This window comes from Dolichospermum heterosporum TAC447, from assembly GCF_024584745.1.
Lineage (GTDB): Bacteria > Cyanobacteriota > Cyanobacteriia > Cyanobacteriales > Nostocaceae > Dolichospermum > Dolichospermum heterosporum.
On record NZ_CP099464.1, the window covers coordinates 5,302,730 to 5,322,265 of the forward strand.

Sequence of the window (19,536 nt, forward strand, 5' to 3'; positions counted from 1 at the left end):
TGCTCTTCGGTACTTACTATGCTAAATCATTTTGTCAAACCATAAAATCCTTACCATATAAGGATTTTATGTTAATTCATCGGTGAATTTGACATAAATTTGGCATCAAAAACAATGAAACCCTTTATTTATAAGGGTTATGGGGTAAATAAACTCATATTTGGCATAACAGGTACGGAAGAACCATAATGTGGGTAGAGGTTTAACGCTGCTGAACCTCATCAATTAACAGGCTTATGACTCTCAGCTAAAGTGCAGCCTGATAAAGAAATGGTAAATGGTATGATGACGTTACTCAACTTCCAGTCTTAATCGTCTGTATTTTTCTTTTCTGCTATTCTCAATTTAGCAGAACGGGAACGGGGGTTTTCTTTAATTTCTTCTTCTGTGGCAATTATGGGTTTTTTTGTCAATATTCGCAAGGAAGGGGAATTTCTCAAACCATGTTTAACTGGTCTGTCTTCTAAACTGTGAAAGCTGATAATAGCTATTCTTCCTTCAGGAATAAGCGCGTGAGGTGCTTTTTCTATTAAGGTTTCCAGGACTTTTAATTCGTCATTGACAGCAATTCGCAAAGCTTGAAAAACACGGGTTGCGGGGTGAATTCTCCCATGACGATATTTAGGAGGGACGGAGTAGGCGATCGCATTTGCCAGTTCTGTAGTAGTATTGAATGGGCGTTTTTCAACAATTCTTCTGGCTATTCTGCGAGAAAGTCTCTCTTCACCGTATTTAAAGAAAATATCCGCCAATTCTTTTTCACCCCATTCATTAATAATATCTCCAGCGGTGAGGGATTGTTGCTGGTTCATTCGCATATCTAAATTTGCGGTATTTCTAAAACTAAAACCCCGTTCTGGGTTATCTAAATGATAGGAACTTACTCCCAAATCGGCTAAAATTCCATGATAGGTATTTTCTGGAAATTGGTAATTAGCAAAGTTGCTATGAATAAATTTGACTCTATTTCCAAATTCTGCTAGATTCTCTTTTGCTGCATTTAAAGCATCTTCATCTTGGTCAAGTGCGGTAATTTTCACATCTTCAGCAGTCTCTAATATTAACCGACTGTGACCACCACCACCAACGGTTAAATCTAAATAATGTCCACCAGGTTGGATATTTAAACCTGTAATCACTTCTTGACTGAGAACGGGAATATGGGAAAAAGCGATTTCTTCTAAATCTATCGGTGTTTGTAAATCTGATTTGATCATTAATTTATTGATACTAAAAATTAAGAAGCAAGTTTGGCGTTGATAAAATGGTCAGAATCACGGATGAGACGGATTGCGCTGATTTCACGGATTTTAGTAACTTTTATCATAGCAAACAGCCTAATCCGCGCCATTTTTTAATCCGTATAATCCGCGATTCTCACTTTTGAGTGATCCCCGGATTCCTTAAGAATTGTCAAACCATAAGAATGTAAGGGTTTAAATTCTAACGGAAAACCGCCATATTTTTCAATTATTTTATCAATATCTTCCATAATCTTAATAGTCTCCGATATTATAGAAATAATATTTTGATAATGACTAATTTCATCAAAATTCAATTGTCTCCCTTTTCTGTCTTTCAGCCATTTTTGACAAACTTGATAACCCCTTGCTTTCATTAAATGGTATCTAACTAGTTTATCACCTTTGATAACTAACTCCCAAAAAAGCGGAGAATTAGAAGTTAAAGGAACACGAGGAAAATCAATCTTTAAAAATTCGGCGTAACGTTGACGGTAAATAGGAGAATGAAAGATGGCATAAATGTAATTAAAAATATCCTCTGGTCTAAAAGTCTTATTTTTATCTCCTTTTCCATCAACTAATTCATAACTAAATCATACCCCTGAAAAAACTCTGCTTCTCCTTCTCTGCGACTGGAGCGCCTCTGCGCGAGCTAAAATTTAACTATAGATATTAATTAGAGTAATTATAAATTAAATCTATCTTGCCACCAGGGGATTGCGGGAAGGCTGGGAGCCGCGTCTCTTTAGAGCGCGGGGGAAAGCCTACCCGTGCGGTTTTAACCGCTGCCAATATTCTCAACCATGATGCGGGTCATTAATATATCTTTCTATTGTGTCGGCGGCAACATTCCCCGCAGTTGAAAAGAAATAGCTTTTTTTCATAGATTTTAGCTATTGACTTCCTTTTAATTGGAGATTAACATAGTTATATCATCAATTACATCAACAAAATAAGCCTGTGCAAATACGCTGGAGATTCAAGCTAAAACCGAATATTGGGCAACAAGCCTTAATGTCTGAGTGGCTTGTTACTTTGCGGAAACACAGAAATTATTGTTTGGCAGAACGTCAGCGCGGTTTTGAGACTAATAACCAGAAATCAGATGAGTCCGTGATGTACTATTATGGTGCATTCTCAGACTTAGATAGTCGAATTGAATATGGTTCTTATTGCCCTTTGACCTGCCCTATTGTTAAACATGGCATCATGTATGCTGAGTTAACAAAAAATAGCAAAAAGCATGGTTTAATCTGGGGTAACGCGACTGATATTCAAAGTAAAAGAACAACTGAATTACGTTCTGAGTCTGAATGGTATAGCCGAATTAATTCAGATGTTTTACAAGGCAATTTAGCTAAATTAGATATTGCTTATAACGGATTTTTTCAACACAAAAGGGGTTTCCCTGCGTTTCGTAAAGCAGCTAACTTTAAAACTTTTCAATTCAAGCCAGGACAAGTAAAATTAACTGTTAATCGTGAATCTAATCAGCCAAGATGCTATTCCCATGCCTACTTTCCTGGACTGGGGACTATGCGCTATTTTGATAGTCGTACTATTCCAGTAGATGCTAACATTAGAACGGTAACAGTAATTCAAGAAGCTGATGTCAGCAAAGACACTAAAAACCTACCGGGGGACTCTTTTGAAAGTTACGCTTGTCAGAGATGATTCTGCCAGTAATGGCAAACAGGATCAGGGCAAGAACCGTACATCTAAGGTAATACCTGAAAAGCGGATATTATTCGAGCAGTTGTCTTGACAATTATTCGATTAAGAATCCCCGCGTCTTTAGAGGATGTTTGAAAAGCCTTTAATGTATAAATAAACCCCTCTGGTAAACCTCTCCCCGATGCGGGTAGAGGCTTTGAAACCCCCATTCCCTCCTAGGGACTTCCAAATAAAAAAATACTCAACCACCTAACGCAAAAATCTCTCAAACCCTTATTCCTCTGTGTCCTCTGCGCCTCTGTGGTTCGTTAATCAGGATAATTTATTTCTTGGAAGTCCCCTAGAGAAGGGGGGTTAGGTTTCTGGAGATTATCGGTTTCATCTAATACTTTTCAAACAACCTCTTAGACCGGGGAGTGTCAAAACCCCAGGTACATGAAAAAAATCCAGATTCTCAATCCCTTATATATCAGGCTTACCTATAATAATTGAAGAAGCTGCACAAAATAAAACATCAAGTACAAAACCGACTCTGCTATTCTCTCTCCAACGTCACCTGTAGAGATAACCTAGAAATTATCCCTATCAGCTAAATTTTGGCAGAAAAGAGCGATCTGCTTGCAGCAGTGCTTCGCTATCGCCGCAAGTTAATCTAAACGGATCAATTGACAACATCCACAACGGGAGAACAGCAAAATCTATGAGTAGAATCGAAACCCGCACTGAACCGATGGTGCTAAACATGGGACCTCACCACCCATCAATGCACGGAGTCCTACGTTTAATCATGACCCTAGATGGTGAAGATGTCGTTGACTGCGAACCAGTTATTGGCTATCTACACAGGGGAATGGAGAAAATTGCCGAAAACCGTTCTACAATCATGTATGTCCCCTATGTCAGCCGTTGGGACTACGCTGCGGGGATGTTTAATGAAGCGGTGACAGTTAATGCACCGGAAAAATTAGCGGGTATCACCGTTCCTAAACGTGCCAGCTATATTCGCGTGATTATGCTGGAATTAAACCGCATTGCGAACCACCTATTATGGTTTGGTCCATTCTTGGCTGACGTAGGCGCACAAACACCCTTTTTCTACCAATTCCGGGAACGGGAAATGATTTATGATCTGTGGGAAGCTGCAACTGGCTACCGCATGGTTAATCATAATTATTTCCGAGTTGGTGGTGTAGCTGCGGATTTACCTTATGGTTGGGTAGATAAGTGTTTAGATTTCTGTGACTACTTTATTCCCAAAGTGGATGAATATGAACGCTTAGTTACTAATAACCCGATTTTTCGCCGCCGGATTGAGGGTTTGGGAACTATTAGCCGTGAAGAAGCGATTAACTGGGGACTTTCTGGACCAATGTTACGGGCTTCTGGGGTAAAATGGGATTTACGAAAAGTTGACCACTACGAATGTTACGATGATTTCGATTGGGATGTTCAGTGGGAAACTGTTGGTGATTGTCTTGCACGTTACATGGTACGGATGCGAGAAATGCGCGAGTCTGTGAAAATAGTCCGGCAAGCGATCGCTGGATTACCCGGTGGACCCTACGAAAACCTAGAAGCCAAGCGGTTAATGGCTGGGAAAAAATCCGAGTGGGATGCTTTTGATTACCAATTCGTTGCTAAGAAAGTTTCTCCTACTTTCAAAGTCCCCAATGGTGAAATCTACTCCCGTGTCGAAAGTGGTAAGGGAGAATTAGGAATTTATTTAGTTGGTGATAATAATGTTTTCCCCTGGCGCTGGAAAATCCGTGCCGCAGATTTCAACAACCTACAAATTCTCCCTCATTTACTCCGAGGAATGAAGGTAGCAGATATTGTTGTTATTCTCGGTAGTATTGACGTAATTATGGGTTCTGTTGATAGATAATCAATCTTGATACTCCAGGACAAGGACTTCAATGTGTATCTTCTGGAATTCTTGTAGAGACGTTCCATGGAACGTCTCTACATTACCTGCCACCTAAGTAGTGAGACAAAATTAATTACACAATGTTATTGCGTAAGCGTGGCGTTAGCCATAGGAAATGAAGCAATCGTCAGGGTTATGATTGCTTCCCTTCCCTCGCAATGACTGTAAATATTTTTGTCCAATTACTTAATGTCTAATTATCTATGAATTTTCAATTTTTAATTGTTGAAGGTTGGCTGTGATTTTGGAATAAAGGGCGCACGATTAAATACCCAGCGGCAAAACCAGTTATCATAATGAATATAATAGTTATTGCCAGCCACCAACCATTTAAGCCTTTAACCTCAGACTGAGATTGGGGATAGTAGCTAACTTCCTGTTCTTCTATAAATACTGTTTTTGATACTGGTAAGTTTATACTCATCCGTGTCGCAGTAGACTCCTGATGACGGTTTTCAGAAGGGGTAGGTTTTGTTGATGTTTTTGGTCGGGGACGATTTGTTGGCTGACGCGGAGATTCTGCGGTAATAATTGGTTTAGGTTTGTGTTTTACCTCGTGATGATCATGAGGTGTCGGCTGAGGCTGAGGTGGATAATTAACTTCATGATCAGATAGAGATGGTGCAGGAGAACTGGGTGATGGTGTACTAACTAGCTTTTGCAGTTCTAAGCAAGACTGAATCACTTTAGTAATTTCTAGCCGCAGTTGTTGATTTTCTTGGACTAATTTCTGATTATGACTGGTAATCACATCCAATTTAGATTGAACCGCTTGTAACTCCGCTGTCAACTCTCGATAAACGCAGAGGGGAACAGAAGGGGGGTAGTTATTAGGTGGTTGGCTATAGTGAGATCCTGTAGTTGTTTTCATGGAGATTTTAGTATCAAAATACGGTAGTTAGAGTAAGGGTACGCAAAACCAGAATATGATTATTTATGATATTATGCCCAAAAATAATAGAAAAATGCACAAAATGCAAAGATGGGGAAAAATATCAGGAGTCGAGAATGAAAACTACCAGTATATTAACTGATTTCATGTGATTAATACAACGCTTAATAAATAAATTTATTTGATCAATAATGGGAAAAAGTGTCCCACTGGTCCTTGTCCTTTGCCAATATCCAAGGAATAGGTAAGAGCATTTGTCACATATTCCTTAGCTATTTGCACTGATGTCCATAGGTCTTTACCTAAAGCTAGGTTAGCAGCGATCGCCGCTGATAGAGTACAACCTGTACCATGAGTATTTTTTGTCTCTACCTGTTTCGTTGTCAAAATCTCCAATTGTTCCCCATCAAACCAAACATCAACACCCCGCAAATTCCCATACATTCCCCCACCCTTGACTAAAACAGCCTTGACTCCTAACTCCCTGTGGATAATTTCCGCTGCTGCTTGCATATCTGCTAAAGAAGTAATTTCTAACCCGCTTAAAATCTGCGCTTCATAACGATTTGGGGTAATAATAGCTGCTAAGGGAATTAGAGTATTCCGCAGGGTTTGTATGGCATCATCATCAATTAGTTGCGCTCTTGTGCGTGATACCATCACAGGATCAACCACTAGATTCTCAATTTTATAAGCTGTTATTTGCTGGGCTACAGCCAAAATAATTTCTTGATTGAGCAACATTCCCGTCTTTGCAGCCTGTACGCCAATGTCCTCTACAACCGCCTGAATTTGAGCAACAATAGACCGGGGAGCGATCGCATCAACTCTATTAACTCCCACAGTATTTTGGGCTGTAATACAGGTAATAGCAGTTGTTCCGTGAACACAGTGAAAAGCAAAAGTTCGTAAATCAGTTTGAATTCCTGCACCCCCACCACTATCAGAACCAGCAATAGTTAAAGCAACAGGCACGAAAGTTTTGTTTATTGTCATAATTGGAGTCTAAATAGGTCTTGCTGAAAAAACGTAAAAGAATCAAAGGTTTGAGGTTGATAAAAAGGAAAATAGGTGCAAGGTTTTTGAGGGGGTAGTACCAAAACGGAGTATTTTACCTCCAATAAACTTAAAAGTTTGGGGATGACAGATAGCTGAAACAGTCACCTGTCACCTCCCTTCACTAGAAGACTTATTCAGCAAACCCTAAATAGGTGGTCTCAAATTGGACTAAATTTATTAATAATATTGGTTCTACCGCTCCCCTTGTGATTAAATATCCCCTTTCGATGCCCAAAACCATTGCTGTACATGGGTTCTATCTCAATTAAGAGCGATCGCCTATTTTTGAAAACATTAAAACCTCAAATCAAATCAGGGTAAGAGTTTGAGGGATATTTTACCGAAAATATCATAAAGGGAGCGGTAGAACCATAATATTTACAGCGGTTTCCAACTATATGAGTTACATCTTAGCCCACTCATCGCTTGCGGGGAGGGGGTTGGGGGTGGGGTTCTTGTACCTCATAACACCGGAGAGTGCTGTATGTTGGGTTGACATAAGAAACCCAACATAAAATCCTTTTATTTAATCGTCATTTTGGTGACACTTTCAGGTATGTTTATTTTCAAATAATCAGCAATAAACTCACCATACTTTTTCTTAATTTCCATAGGGAGAAACTCGAATCCTCTAATATTTAATCTACATTCAGGAGAGCCACAACAACATTCGGGAACGGCAATACTAATATACTCCGTCGTCTCATAATCCCAGGTAATCTCAGTTCCAGCAGGAATATCAACCAATGCGACGAAATCGTAGCCGCCAAATTTATTATTCCGAACTCCTGTATTTGGGCTACAAGAATGATTGATTAATCGCGCCGGTTCATCCAATTGAATATGCCGGTCAAAATCCATTTGGAAAGAGTGCATAGTTCTTTCTGAAAGGATTTCAACTTGGTTTCCAACTACCACAGTCTCATCCTTATGAAACCATCGGTTGGCAAAAACGCTTCTGCCTTTACTTGTTACTTTTACTAAGGTATCTAATTCCATCATCCTATTTTTTAGTAGAGATTACGAATCTTATTCCGATTCCATGAGATTGCTATTAAGAAGCGACACTGGAATATTAATTGGCTCACTATCCACAGATGAAAGTGCGGCAACAATCGGCTCGTTGACTTGTACTTCATGATCCTGCTCAGTATCCTGAGATTTAGTTTGACCAAAAATCATTGCCATCAAGACAAAAGTAGCACCAATAATACCACGTACCCCCAGTTTCTCTCCCAGCAATAAAAACGAAAAAACTGCTGCAAAAATCGGCTCAAGGGTATACATTAAGGCCGTTTCGTAAGCGTTAACCCATTTTTGAGCCAATACTTGGAGAAGAATGGTAGCAGCAGTATCAAATAAACCTAAATACAAAATTACAGCCCAGTTAGCACCTATGGACTCATACTGTCTAACTAAATCTGGCGCTCCCCAAATTAAAGACACTATTGCTATTACCCAAAGCTGGATTGCTGTCAGTGGTAAAATAGGGTGGCGTAAAGTGATGGACTCAAGCTTAAGAATGTAGATAGAGTAAAGAAAGGCGTTACCCAACATCAAGAAATCGCCGACCACTATCTGCTCACTTTCCCAACACATCACTCCCACCCCAAAGATAGCCATTGCTGCGGCGAGGAAAGTTTTCAGCAATACTTGCCGACCTAGTAATTGTCCCAATAGAGGAACTAGAATAACGTTAAAACTCGCAATAAATGCAGCATGATTGGCAGAGGTAGTTTCCAGGGCAACTGTTTGGAGAGTTAAGGTACTAAAGATTATCAGTCCTAATAAAATTCCATCCCGTAGCAGGGGAAGATTCACAAAACGCAAATAGGGGGTGAAAGGTAATGCGGCTACTGCGAAGCGGGTTGCAAATATTACTGAAGGAGAAAGGCTACCAAGGGCTGCTTTAAGAACTGGGTAGCTCGTACCCCAGATGAGAGTGACGAGAAGCAACACTGCTATACCCGAATAATAGAGAGTGTTTGGTGATTTTTGAGAGTAGTTATTTAATTCTATGGTCATTAAGCAGCATAGCCTCTTATCAATTTAACTATATTCCGTTAGTTAACCGTAAAGCGGTTCACTAGAGTGAGAAATATTAACGTTTATTGTTTCTTCATCAGCATATCTAAAAAAAATTAGGTTAGTTCACTTGAATTCTTCGCACAAAAGCAAAACCCAAGACTTATAAGCATTTGTTGGGTTGCGCTGTCGCTTGACAATCAAGACAGTCGCTACAAAAACTCTTACCGAACATTATTGAATGCTGAAGGACATACATTCCTATAAAAAACTGCCCCAGATATCCTAACACACTAATTATACTCAAAACGACTAGAAGCTGGACTTTTTTATCATACAAATAACAAGTTCAAAGCCTTTCCTTTGCACCTTTCCCTAACCCTCTCCTAAGAGGAGAGGGAAAAGGAATAACATTTAATACTGGAGAGGTTTACCAGAGGGGTTTCATATTTGGTTAAACTATGAACCGTTTGCAGTATAATACGAAAAATAAAAAACTCAACATTATCTGGCTATTATTTTCAAACAGAGAACTTCTACTTGATATTTAGTTTCTCCAGTTGATTCACTCGAATTGTCAATTTATTAATTTTCTGATTTAATTCAACCACCAAATTAGCTAAATTCTTAAACATCTTTTCCTGTTGCAATTGTGATAAATTCTGTCTTGCATTAGGAGAAGATTGAGGACTATCAGCAACAGGTAATTGATTATTTTTCCCAACCATTAACTCAAGTTGTTGTAAGCGTAATTGTAAACTCCTAACATCAGACTCTAAATTATTAACGCGGAAATCAACTTGTTGCGGTAAAGCAGAATTTAATAAAACACCACTCCAAACAACAAACACACACAGCCCAGTTACCAACAATCTTTTCAATATCATGCTTATTAAAGATTATTAAATGAAAATGGCTCTACCGTTCCCTTTCTGTAAAACAACATTTATTGTAGCGACTGTCTTGATTGTCAAGCGATCGTTAAGGAAAAATTTAAAGTCTAGGAAAAAAGTCAGAAAATAGAGGAGAAAAACAGAACAGAACAAAACAGGTAAATTATAGGTTGCCATAAATTACCAAACTAGATTGGAGGTATAAAAACGACAGTAGAACTTTATGCAGAAATTGGTTGTGAGTCTTGAGAAATAGACCAAGGAAGATGATCTCGAATCATCGCATTTAAAATAACTAACATTTTATGAACGCAAGCAGTAATGGCCAATTTTTTGGGTTTACCACGTTCAACCAAGCGCTCATAAAAAGTTTTGATAACAGGATTATGACGCATGGCAACAACAGCACCCATATAAAGAATGGCACGAACATGGGCGCGACCACCATTAATCATGCGCTTACCTTTGTGCTGACCACTATCATGATTAATTGGTGCAACACCAACTAAGCGAGAGATTTGTTTGGCAGTTAATTGACCTAATTCTGGTAAGTCAGAAACTAAAGTGGTAGAAATTACTTGACCAATGCCAGGAGTAGTTTTGAGTAGATTGACTTTATCAATCCATTGTTGATTATTTTGGGTCAACGTCTCAATTTCTTGATTGAGTTGTTGAAGATGTTGCTCAAGATAATCAATATGGGATTCAATATCTGTCAAAGCTTTACCACGAGCGCGGTCACGGCGATTCTTTTCCGCTGTAGACATTTCTACTAATTGTCTTCGGCGACTAATTAATTCGCCTAATTGACGTGACATTTCACTTTCGATTGCTAACACCTCCGGTTTCATTGCTTCACCGAAATGCGCCAAAATCTGTGCATCAATGGCATCGGTTTTGGCTAACTTACCTGTAGCTTTAGCAAAGTCTCTTCCCTGACGAGGATTGATTAATGCTACTGGTAAAAGAGCCGCTTGCAATTGAATGATTAATTCTGTTTCTAGTCCTCCTGTTGCTTCCAGTACGATTAGGTTTAAATCGTTAGATTGAAGTTGCTTAACTAGATTAGCTATTTCTGTTTCAGTATTAGCAAATTGAAATGCTTTACCCATTGGACGGATATAAACATCAAGTGTTGCTTTACTTACGTCAATGCCTACCCATTGGGAGATATAATCCATTTTTAACTCTCCAATTTCAATTACTTCTTTTTAATTTGTTTTGTTTTTATTCATCCCCTTGATTTCACTCATCCTTGCACGATACGGGCTATATTATCTATGTCTTTGTTCATAGTTTTTACCCCAGGCGACTGTTCGAGTTCTGTCATGGAGATTGTTGTGGTGATCCTTGCTACAAAGCGGTCTTTTCTGACCCAGGTTGGGACGGTCTACCACTTCTTCTAACATACCTCTAAGATACAAGGTTGGGTTGACGCAAGGAAACCCAACAAATTTTACCATCTTACCGTCAATATTGGGTTTCACTTCGTTCCACTCAACCTACCTTAGAACCGTTTTATTTATCAGCCTGTAATCCAGAAAATAGCCTTGTCCAATTTAAATTATTAGCAATTACTTCACCTTCTTTCACCTCAAAAGTGCGATTAATAGCTTGTGGTTCTTTAATTGCTTGAACACAAATTTCTGCCACATCATCACGGCTAACTTTTCCTCTAATATTATCACCTTGCTCAAAAATTAACTCCTGCCCTCCTGCTGATTCTGTCAAAGCACAAGGTCTAATAATTGTATAGGGAATTCCACTAGCTTTCAGGCTTTCTTCTCCTCGCAACTTCCAGGTTAAAATCCCTCCCAATTGGTCATTTAATCTCACTGCTGGTGGTTCTTCATCTAAATTAATTCCTGGTCTTCCGGGACGAGTTACCCCAGCGGAACTGATTAATACAAATTGAGGTAAAGTTTCCCCACCATAAGCTTGAATTGAAGCAACTTCCAGTGCGAAAAACCCCGGATTAAAAGCAGGATTTAAAGCACCATCATATTCAAACTTACTCAACATTAATTGCATAGAACAAACTTTGCTAATGTCCATTGGTGGACAGTCCTTAACAATTTTGGCACGAAATACGGGAACTAAATCTGTAAAAGGAATCTGAATATCTAGCCAATTATTAGCAACAGTATCAAAAGAATAGCTATAACCAACACCATCCCAAGTTGATTCTGTGCGGATAAATATTTTATAACGTTGTCCATCACCTTTAACCCGCAATTTCACACCTTGATAACCAGATAAATCCAGCAAAGGTGAGAAATTCTTAGTTCTCACCGAAGCAAACCCCCCAGAATTAGCAGTAGAAACATTACCTGTAAATACTGCTGTATTTTCCCTAATTTGGAAACTACTAGCACTAATACCCCCCATAACCACATCATCTAAAGCACCCCAGATATTTTTGATTTCATCTGATGGTTTCGTGAAATCAAATATCGGTTTTTCACCCGCAGCAACCAGATATTTTGCGGCTGCTGTTACTAAATTTTTCACACCTTGATATTCAACATTTTCTGGTGTATCCCCGACAATTTCCGGCAGATAAAATTTCACACCTTGATTATATTTTGCTCTATCGGGTGTATCTCCCTCCACAGGTTGAACACGCACTGACGTACAACAAATTACAGCTTGAATATTAGCCATAACTAAATTTGTCAAAGTCTCTGGTTTGGTAATATCTCCAACTACCAAATTAATATCATCACCCAGAACTTGCCGCGCTTTTTCAATATCTCGAACTAAACAGCGCACATTATAACCCTGTGTTATTAATTTCTTAACAACTCGTTTACCCACACCACCCGTTGCACCAGCTACCAAAATTACAGCCATATTTTCTCCTTGTTTTGGTCTATCTTGATAATCTGTGGAACTACCTGGAAATAATTTTTGAATCCAATTAAGAATCGGAAATACTTCAAAGTAAGTTAGGGTTTTAATAAACCTGCATAAATCCCATTGAGAGCGGTTGTTATTATTCATAGTTACGATTTAAACATGGTATTTTAGTGTTATTGTATCAATTTTTTGTAGATTTAGATCCCCGACTTCTCAAAGAAATCGGGAATCTGGATAGCCAGATTACTATTTTTTGGTATAATGCTCATACAATATGATAATTGCCGTGATGAGTCAATTTGCTAACGCCCAAGCTGAATATGAGAAATTTCCTGAAGAATTTACCAGCATTATTATTAGTACGGTAAATAAACAAGGCATCCCTAATGCTAGTTATGCTCCTTTTGTGATGGACGATGATAAGAACATCTATATTTATGTGAGTGGACTAGCTACTCATACGCAAAATGTTCAAAATCATCCTTTTGTGAGTGTTCTATTTATTGATGACGAAGTTAAAACTAACCAGATTTTTGCTCGTCGGCGGTTAAGCTTTGATTGTACCGCAAATTTGATAGAAAGGGAAACTGAAAAATGGCAGCAAATTGTTGATAAATTTCAGCTTCGTTTTGGGGAACTGATTTCTACATTACGCAGTTTACCAGATTTTCGGATTTTGCAACTGACACCGAAGACTGGACGTTTTGTAATTGGCTTTGGGGCTGCGTATAATATTAGTAACGACAATATAAATCAACTTGTACAAATTACCAAGGATTCACTTTCATAATTATGCTGAAATTTCAACCTCCGGGTTTTGGTAGTAAATTCATTCATACATCTTTGGGGGCAATGGTTTATTATACCCAAATTAGCAATCCTTGGGAAAATACCAAAAATCAAGATTTACCACCATTATTGTTTCTACATAACTTTGGTGGTGGTGCGTCTGCTTATGAATGGTCAAAAATTTACCCAGCTTATGCGTCAACATATCGAATTTTAGCCCCGGATTTAATTGGCTGGGGAAAATCTGCTCACCCTGTGAGAGATTATCAAATTGAAGATTATTTAACGACGATTCTTGAGTTTATTTCGCAAACTTGTGATCAACCTGTAACTGTCATAGCATCTTCTTTAACTGCGGCTTTTACTATTCGTCTGGCTGTTACTTATCCCGATTTATTCAACGCTTTATTTTTAGTTTGTCCTGCGGGTTTTAATGATTTTGGAGAAGGTGCAGGGAGAAGATTACCGCTTTCTTTAATTAATACACCGTTAGTAGATAATTTAATTTATGCTTTAGGTGCAGAAAATGAAATTGCAGTGAGAAACTTTTTGCAGAGTTTTCTATTTGCTAAACCGGAAAGAGTTACACAGGAAATGGTGTCAGCTTATTTAAGTTCTGCACAAAAATATCAAGCTAAATTTGCAGCTTTGTCTTTTTTACGAGGAAATTTGTATTTTGATTTGAGTTTATATATTCAACAACTTCAAGTTCCCACTGTGATGTTGTGGGGTGAAAATGCCCAATTTACAAATATGCAATTAGGACGACGGTTAGCAAATTTAAATACTGAAGCAATTCAGGGTTTTCATGAAATACCCGATACGGGAATTCTGCCCCATTTAGAAATACCAGCAGTTGTGATAGGGATTTTGCAAAAATACAACAAAACTGGAAAATTAGAAATCTAAAGGACTAAAATTATCTGTGTTCATCTGCGTTTATCTGCGTTTAATTCTGACTTCTTGTACGCGAAAGGTTTACACCATCAAGAAAGTTGTAATATAGAAATAGCTCTTCACTCACCACAACCAATGACATCAACTCTGCTGAAATTTCCACGCCTTAATGCACCTACGCTGCACTCTCTACCCAACGGTTTGACGATTATCGCCGAACAAATGCCGATAGACGCGGTTAATCTTAACCTCTGGGTAAAAACCGGTTCTGCAATGGAGTCAGATGCTATTAATGGTATGGCTCACTTTTTAGAACACATGATTTTTAAGGGTACGCAGAAACTCATTAGTGGTGAATTTGAACGCCGGATTGAAGAACGTGGTGCGGTGACTAATGCTGCTACTAGCCAAGATTACACCCACTATTACACCACAACTGCGCCTAAAGATTTTGCCGAATTAGCTCCTTTGCAAATAGATGTTGTTTGTAATCCGAGTATTCCTGATGATGCTTTTGAACGGGAACGATTAGTAGTTTTAGAAGAAATTAGACGTTCTGAAGATAATCCTAGACGACGAATTTATCGTCATGTCATGGAAACTGCTTTTGATTCCTTACCCTATCGTCGTCCTGTACTGGGACCTGAATCTGTTATTTCTCAAGTTAAACCGCAACAGATGCGAGATTTTCATGCTCATTGGTATCAACCTCAGTCAATTACAGCAGTTGCTGTGGGTAATTTACCAGTAGAAGAATTAGTAGAAATTATTGCGGCAGAATTTAATAAAAATTATCAACAAACTACCAATAAACTAACACAAACAGCAGCAATTCCTGAACCTGCATTTACACAAATAGTCCGTCGGGAAGTTGTTGATGAAACTCTCCAACAAGCAAGATTAGTGATGATGTGGCGAGTTCCTGGATTGATGGAGTTAGATGAAACTTATGCGCTTGATGTTGTAGCGGGTATTTTAGGACATGGGAGAACATCTAGATTAGTGCAAGATCTACGGGAAGAACAGGGACTGGTATCTTCAATTTCTGTGAGTAATATGAATAATCTATTGCAAGGTGTGTTTTCGATTTCTGCTAAATGTGATGTAGAAAATTTAGCGGCTGTGGAAGCAGGAATTATTCAACATCTTCGCAAATTACAAACAGAATTTGTCAAAGAATCAGAAATTGCTCGTGTTCAACAACGGGTAGCTAATCGGTTTATATTTGGAAATGAAACACCAAGCGATCGCGCTGGGTTGTATGGTTATTATCAGTCATTGATTGGTGACTTAGAACCAGCCTTTAATTATCCCCAATATATTCAAGCACAAGCAGCCACTGATTTAATCCAAGCTACAAAAGATTATCTGTCTCCAGATGCCTATGGTGTCGTTGTCATCAAGCCTGTTTAAGTTTGACTTAAATCTCAAAGGAAATATATACTGCAACCGGTTCATAGTTTAATCAAATATGAAACCCCTCTGGTAAACCTCTCCAGTATTAAATGTTATTCCTTTTCCCTCTCCTAGAGAGGTGCGGTGAGAGGCTTTGAACCTTGTTCTTTGTATGATAAAAAAGTCCAGCTTCTAGCCGTTTTGAGTATAGTAATCTTATTTGATTGCCAGAGTGAGATCCCCGACTTCTTAAAGAGGATGTTTTAAAAGTGGTATTCCGTAATTTTCATCACATTGCTACCCCCCTTTCCCCTTATAAAGGGGGGAAACAATAAAAATCCAGTTCCCTCCCCTTTAAGTAGTGAGACAGAATTAATTACACAATGTCATTGCGTTAGCGCAGCGTGGCGTTAGCCATATGGAACGAAGTGAAATGAAGCAATTCCCAGGGTTGTGATTGCTTCCCTTCGCTCGCAATGACTGTAAATATTTTTGTCCAATTACTTACAAGGGGAGGGTTAGGGAGGGGTAAAAAATATTTGATACATCAACCATCAATACTGCTCGGTTAAGCCTCAAAACCCCACAAAATCCTTGATAATGTTGGGTTTCGCTATCGCTCAACCCAACCTACATTTCCTTAACCGACAAGTATTGCATCAACCATAACTTTTCAAACACCCTCTAAGAAGTCGGGTATCTTATTGCTATAAAACCATCCTCTAGAAAGATGATCTATATCAGCAGGGGAAATAAATTAGTAACCATATCAACTCAGAATTAATCTCAATTAAATTGTGAGAAAAAAGAGATTATTTAAATTTTTAGGATTGGTAATAACAATAGCGATCGCTCTGATTAGTTGTCATAATTTGCTATTACCAAAATTACCCCCACCCATTACCGTCAAACTCAGTGGTTGGACAGGTAATCCTCTAGAACAAACACTGTTAAAACAGGTAATCCAAGACTTTGAAAGGCAGGAGTCCCAGATCAAAGTTAAATATGAAGCGATCGCCGATCAATATATGGATGTGATTAAAACCCGCCTAGTAGGAGAAGCCGCACCAGATGTATTTTATCTTGACGCTTTAGAAGCCCCTTTTTTAATGGGTCAGAATGTCCTAGAACCCCTTGATAAATACATTAACCCCAAATTTGACATCACAGACATAGAACCCAACCTCCTCAACAATTTTACCTACCAAAATCATATTTATGGTTTACCTAAAGACTATTCCACCCTAGCCCTATTTTATAACAAACAAGCATTTACTCAAATTGGTTTAACCAATCCACCAACCACATGGGAACAACTCCGTACCTATGCCAAACAACTAACAGGCAAACTAAATAAATATGGCTTTGGTGAAATTCCCGAATTAGCCCGTCAGGCATATAAAATTACAGCTTTTGGCGGAGAAATTATTGATAAAAATGGTTATGCTACCTTTGCCAATGATCCAGGTTTGCAAGGTTTAGAATTAGTCATTAATCAATATCAAAAAGACCGTTCTTCCGCTCAAAAATCTGATGTCGGTACAAATTCAGGGAGTGAAATGTTTGGACAAAATAAGGTAGCAATGGTAATTGAGGGGAATTGGGCAATTCCCTATTTGCAAGAAACCTTTCCCAAACTAGAATTTGCGACAGCAGAGATCCCTAAAATTAATCATCAGCAAGCAACAATGGTTTTTACCGTTGCTTATGTCATGAATAAACAAGCGCCCCATAAACTTGCAGCCTGGAAACTCATTTCCTACTTAACAGGTAAAGAAGGCATGAAAAAATGGACAAGGAAAGGATTTGCATTACCAGCCCGTAAATCAGTAGCACAACAATTAGGCTATGATCAAGACCCTCTTAGAGCATCATTAGTAGCAGGAGTTAATTATGCCACACCCTGGCAATTAGGCAAGTATCCCGCCGCAATTATCAACAACTTTGATAATCAATTTATTAGTGTTTTGCTAGGACAACAACCATTAAAACAAGCAATGTTAAAAGCGCAAAATGCAGCCAATCAACAAATTCAGGCAGATATGTAGAGTTTGTAATTAAAACTTGTACCCGACTCCAATTTTTCTATTCCTTTCTTCCTTTGCGCCTTTGCGTGAGATATAAAAATGTGTTTCATTTACTAGAAAATCACTGTAATAGACAAATCAAAGAAAATTTAACAGCTTATTTATTCATAACTCCCAGTATTTTAGTTTTAGGCACATTTGTAATTTCACCTATTCTCTATGCCGTATTTCTTTCCTTACACAAAGTGCAAATGTTGGGAGGGATTCATTACCAGTTTTTCGGATTAGGTAATTTCCAAAGATTACTAACAGATGAAAGAATAGGAATTGCTTTAAAAAATACCGCCGAATATGTAGCCGTTGTTGTTCCCACACAAACTATTTTAGCTTTAGGTTTAGCAGTAACACTTAATTCTGGCATTCGCGGGAAAAATTGGTGGCGAATTCTTTACTTTTTACCAACAGTCACATCTTCCGCCGTATTGACACTAATTTTTATGTGGATTTATAACACAAATGGACTCCTAAACAACTTTTTAGCTTTCCTAAAATTACCTATTTATAATTGGTTAGGAGATCCATCTGTTGCTCTTAAAGGAATTATGATCATGAATATTTGGTCAACAGCACCGTTTTTTATGGTGATTTATTTAGCAGCTTTACAGGACATCCCCCAAACCCTTTACGAAGCAGCAGAACTTGATGGTGCTAATAGTTGGGAACAGTTTCTTTATATTACCTTACCTTTATTGCAACCTGTGACTTTCTTCGTTATAGCGATGGGGATAATTGGGACTTTTCAATTATTTGATCAATCTTATATATTTTCTGGAGGAACTGGCGGACCAAATAACGCCACTCTCACCTTAGTTTTGCTAATTTATCAAACCGTATTTCGGAATTTACAGATGGGATATAGTGCAGCGATCGCCTTTTTACTAGCATCTGTAATTATTATCCTCACATTAATTCAGAGACAATTCTTCGGAGGTTATAAAATTTGAATAAAATCCTTAATAATTTCTGGCTTAAAGTTCTATTATATATCTTCCTTACAGCTTACGGAATTATCACCATAATTCCCTTTCTTTGGGCATTTTCCGCATCATTTAAGCCCCTTCCTGAAATCATTAGTGGTGAGTTTAATTTCATCCCCAAACATTTTACTCTTGATAATTACAAACAGATATTTCTGCAAGAACCCTTATTTTGGCGATGGCTATTTAATAGTGTAATTATTGGCGTTACCGTCACAATTTTAAACTTACTATTTAACTCAATGGCAGGTTATGCCCTAGCCAGATTGCATTTTCATGGTAAAAGTTTCTGGTTCTTCCTAATTTTGACAGTCTTAGTAGTTCCAGCGCAAATTACCCTAATTCCCACATTTTTAATTCTCAAAACCATCGGCTGGTTAAATTCATACCCAGGGATGATAGTTCCGAGTATGGTTAATGCTACTTTTATTTTCATGATGCGGCAATTCTTTGTTAATTTCCCTAGAGAATTAGAAGAAGCCGGTCAACTAGATAGTTTAAATGCCTGGGGAATTTTTTGGCACATAGTTTTACCTCTAGCCAGACCAGCATTAGCAGCACAAGCGATTTTTGTATTTATGGGCAGTTGGAATAATTTTTTACTGCCCGTAGTCATTCTTTTCGACCCAGAAATGTTCACCTTACCCTTAGGACTAAACACCTTTAAAGGTCAATATATCAGCTATTGGAACTACATTATGGCAGCCTCAATGATATTCACCCTGCCCGGTTTAGCCATTTATGCCTTCTTTAACCGCTACTTAATTCAAGGTATTACCTTTACAGGCAGTAAAGAATAATTCCTCAAACTCTTCCTC

17 protein-coding genes and 1 pseudogene are annotated in these 19,536 nt (G+C 38.3%); 8 read left to right on the top strand and 10 right to left on the bottom strand.

Annotated elements, in window-relative coordinates; translation table 11 throughout:
* Nucleotides 1–308: 308 nt before the first annotated feature.
* From rsmH to NG743_RS24265, 3 genes and pseudogenes are all read right to left on the bottom strand, one after another.
* A complete protein-coding gene (gene rsmH, locus NG743_RS24255; protein ID WP_193964553.1) occupies nt 309–1,217 on the bottom strand; it encodes a 16S rRNA (cytosine(1402)-N(4))-methyltransferase RsmH in 909 nt (302 codons plus the stop codon).
* 137 nt (nt 1,218–1,354) lie between these two features.
* Nucleotides 1,355–1,618 carry a hypothetical protein gene (locus NG743_RS24260; protein ID WP_071992755.1) on the bottom strand — a complete coding sequence of 88 codons (264 nt, stop codon included), beginning with the start codon at nt 1,616–1,618 and terminating at the stop codon, nt 1,355–1,357.
* A 54-nt stretch (nt 1,619–1,672) separates the two neighbouring features.
* Nucleotides 1,673–1,777 (bottom strand): annotated as a pseudogene (locus NG743_RS24265) (type ISP restriction/modification enzyme); the annotation flags it as partial.
* Nucleotides 1,778–2,258: 481 nt separating this feature from the next.
* Here NG743_RS24265 and NG743_RS24270 point away from each other — a divergent pair.
* Nucleotides 2,259–2,918, top strand: coding sequence for a hypothetical protein (locus NG743_RS24270; protein ID WP_257121059.1), 660 nt, complete (start codon nt 2,259–2,261; stop codon nt 2,916–2,918).
* Nucleotides 2,919–3,618: 700 nt separating this feature from the next.
* Nucleotides 3,619–4,803 carry an NAD(P)H-quinone oxidoreductase subunit H gene (locus NG743_RS24275; protein ID WP_027401458.1) on the top strand — a complete coding sequence of 395 codons (1,185 nt, stop codon included), beginning with the start codon at nt 3,619–3,621 and terminating at the stop codon, nt 4,801–4,803.
* A 253-nt stretch (nt 4,804–5,056) separates the two neighbouring features.
* Here the strand turns inward: NG743_RS24275 and NG743_RS24280 are convergent, their stop codons facing one another.
* From NG743_RS24280 to NG743_RS24310, 7 genes are all read right to left on the bottom strand, one after another.
* The gene (locus NG743_RS24280; protein WP_193964570.1) at nt 5,057–5,716 is read right to left on the bottom strand and encodes a hypothetical protein; all 660 of its coding nucleotides are present in this window, start codon (nt 5,714–5,716) and stop codon (nt 5,057–5,059) included.
* A 198-nt stretch (nt 5,717–5,914) separates the two neighbouring features.
* Entirely contained in the window at nt 5,915–6,733 is an 819-nt protein-coding gene (gene thiD, locus NG743_RS24285) for a bifunctional hydroxymethylpyrimidine kinase/phosphomethylpyrimidine kinase (RefSeq protein WP_027401456.1), read from the bottom strand.
* Between the two features lie 585 nt (nt 6,734–7,318).
* On the bottom strand, nt 7,319–7,798 hold the full coding sequence (locus NG743_RS24290) for an SET domain-containing protein-lysine N-methyltransferase (RefSeq protein ID WP_257121060.1): 480 nt from the start codon (nt 7,796–7,798) through the stop codon (nt 7,319–7,321).
* A gap of 27 nt (nt 7,799–7,825) precedes the next feature.
* The gene (locus NG743_RS24295; RefSeq protein ID WP_193963606.1) at nt 7,826–8,821 is read right to left on the bottom strand and encodes a DMT family transporter; all 996 of its coding nucleotides are present in this window, start codon (nt 8,819–8,821) and stop codon (nt 7,826–7,828) included.
* A gap of 536 nt (nt 8,822–9,357) precedes the next feature.
* The gene (locus tag NG743_RS24300; RefSeq protein WP_257121061.1) at nt 9,358–9,708 is read right to left on the bottom strand and encodes a hypothetical protein; all 351 of its coding nucleotides are present in this window, start codon (nt 9,706–9,708) and stop codon (nt 9,358–9,360) included.
* A gap of 227 nt (nt 9,709–9,935) precedes the next feature.
* Nucleotides 9,936–10,895, bottom strand: coding sequence for an IS110 family RNA-guided transposase (locus NG743_RS24305; RefSeq protein ID WP_027404406.1), 960 nt, complete (start codon nt 10,893–10,895; stop codon nt 9,936–9,938).
* A gap of 337 nt (nt 10,896–11,232) precedes the next feature.
* The gene (locus NG743_RS24310) at nt 11,233–12,717 is read right to left on the bottom strand and encodes a CIA30 family protein (RefSeq protein ID WP_193963604.1); all 1,485 of its coding nucleotides are present in this window, start codon (nt 12,715–12,717) and stop codon (nt 11,233–11,235) included.
* Nucleotides 12,718–12,862: 145 nt separating this feature from the next.
* On the opposite strand from NG743_RS24310, the gene NG743_RS24315 reads away from it, so the two are divergent.
* The 6 genes from NG743_RS24315 to NG743_RS24340 all read left to right on the top strand — a co-directional run bounded on the left by NG743_RS24315 (nt 12,863) and on the right by NG743_RS24340 (nt 19,518).
* Nucleotides 12,863–13,363 carry a HugZ family pyridoxamine 5'-phosphate oxidase gene (locus NG743_RS24315; RefSeq protein WP_027401451.1) on the top strand — a complete coding sequence of 167 codons (501 nt, stop codon included), beginning with the start codon at nt 12,863–12,865 and terminating at the stop codon, nt 13,361–13,363.
* 2 nt (nt 13,364–13,365) lie between these two features.
* Nucleotides 13,366–14,271, top strand: a complete 906-nt coding sequence (locus NG743_RS24320; protein ID WP_027401450.1) for an alpha/beta fold hydrolase — start codon at nt 13,366–13,368, stop codon at nt 14,269–14,271.
* Nucleotides 14,272–14,394: 123 nt separating this feature from the next.
* The gene (locus NG743_RS24325; protein WP_027401449.1) at nt 14,395–15,672 is read left to right on the top strand and encodes a M16 family metallopeptidase; all 1,278 of its coding nucleotides are present in this window, start codon (nt 14,395–14,397) and stop codon (nt 15,670–15,672) included.
* A 779-nt stretch (nt 15,673–16,451) separates the two neighbouring features.
* Nucleotides 16,452–17,702: an ABC transporter substrate-binding protein gene (locus tag NG743_RS24330; RefSeq protein ID WP_027401448.1), complete on the top strand. Its 1,251-nt coding sequence runs from the start codon at nt 16,452–16,454 to the stop codon at nt 17,700–17,702.
* An 80-nt stretch (nt 17,703–17,782) separates the two neighbouring features.
* The gene (locus tag NG743_RS24335; RefSeq protein WP_257121062.1) at nt 17,783–18,685 is read left to right on the top strand and encodes a carbohydrate ABC transporter permease; all 903 of its coding nucleotides are present in this window, start codon (nt 17,783–17,785) and stop codon (nt 18,683–18,685) included.
* Entirely contained in the window at nt 18,682–19,518 is an 837-nt protein-coding gene (locus tag NG743_RS24340) for a carbohydrate ABC transporter permease (protein ID WP_027401446.1), read from the top strand. The genes NG743_RS24335 and NG743_RS24340 overlap by 4 nt, the downstream gene beginning before the upstream one ends.
* Nucleotides 19,519–19,536 lie beyond the last annotated feature (18 nt).

Coding starts and splice junctions, on each gene's coding strand:
- NG743_RS24305 (WP_027404406.1), bottom strand. CDS start 10,895: ATGGATTATATCTCCCAATGGGTAGGCATTGACGTAAGTAAAGCAACA.
- NG743_RS24295 (WP_193963606.1), bottom strand. CDS start 8,821: ATGACCATAGAATTAAATAACTACTCTCAAAAATCACCAAACACTCTC.
- NG743_RS24320 (WP_027401450.1), top strand. CDS start 13,366: ATGCTGAAATTTCAACCTCCGGGTTTTGGTAGTAAATTCATTCATACA.
- NG743_RS24275 (WP_027401458.1), top strand. CDS start 3,619: ATGAGTAGAATCGAAACCCGCACTGAACCGATGGTGCTAAACATGGGA.
- NG743_RS24290 (WP_257121060.1), bottom strand. CDS start 7,798: ATGATGGAATTAGATACCTTAGTAAAAGTAACAAGTAAAGGCAGAAGC.
- NG743_RS24280 (WP_193964570.1), bottom strand. CDS start 5,716: ATGAAAACAACTACAGGATCTCACTATAGCCAACCACCTAATAACTAC.
- NG743_RS24300 (WP_257121061.1), bottom strand. CDS start 9,708: ATGATATTGAAAAGATTGTTGGTAACTGGGCTGTGTGTGTTTGTTGTT.
- NG743_RS24270 (WP_257121059.1), top strand. CDS start 2,259: ATGTCTGAGTGGCTTGTTACTTTGCGGAAACACAGAAATTATTGTTTG.
- rsmH (WP_193964553.1), bottom strand. CDS start 1,217: ATGATCAAATCAGATTTACAAACACCGATAGATTTAGAAGAAATCGCT.
- thiD (WP_027401456.1), bottom strand. CDS start 6,733: ATGACAATAAACAAAACTTTCGTGCCTGTTGCTTTAACTATTGCTGGT.
- NG743_RS24260 (WP_071992755.1), bottom strand. CDS start 1,618: ATGAAAGCAAGGGGTTATCAAGTTTGTCAAAAATGGCTGAAAGACAGA.
- NG743_RS24310 (WP_193963604.1), bottom strand. CDS start 12,717: ATGAATAATAACAACCGCTCTCAATGGGATTTATGCAGGTTTATTAAA.
- NG743_RS24325 (WP_027401449.1), top strand. CDS start 14,395: ATGACATCAACTCTGCTGAAATTTCCACGCCTTAATGCACCTACGCTG.
- NG743_RS24315 (WP_027401451.1), top strand. CDS start 12,863: ATGAGTCAATTTGCTAACGCCCAAGCTGAATATGAGAAATTTCCTGAA.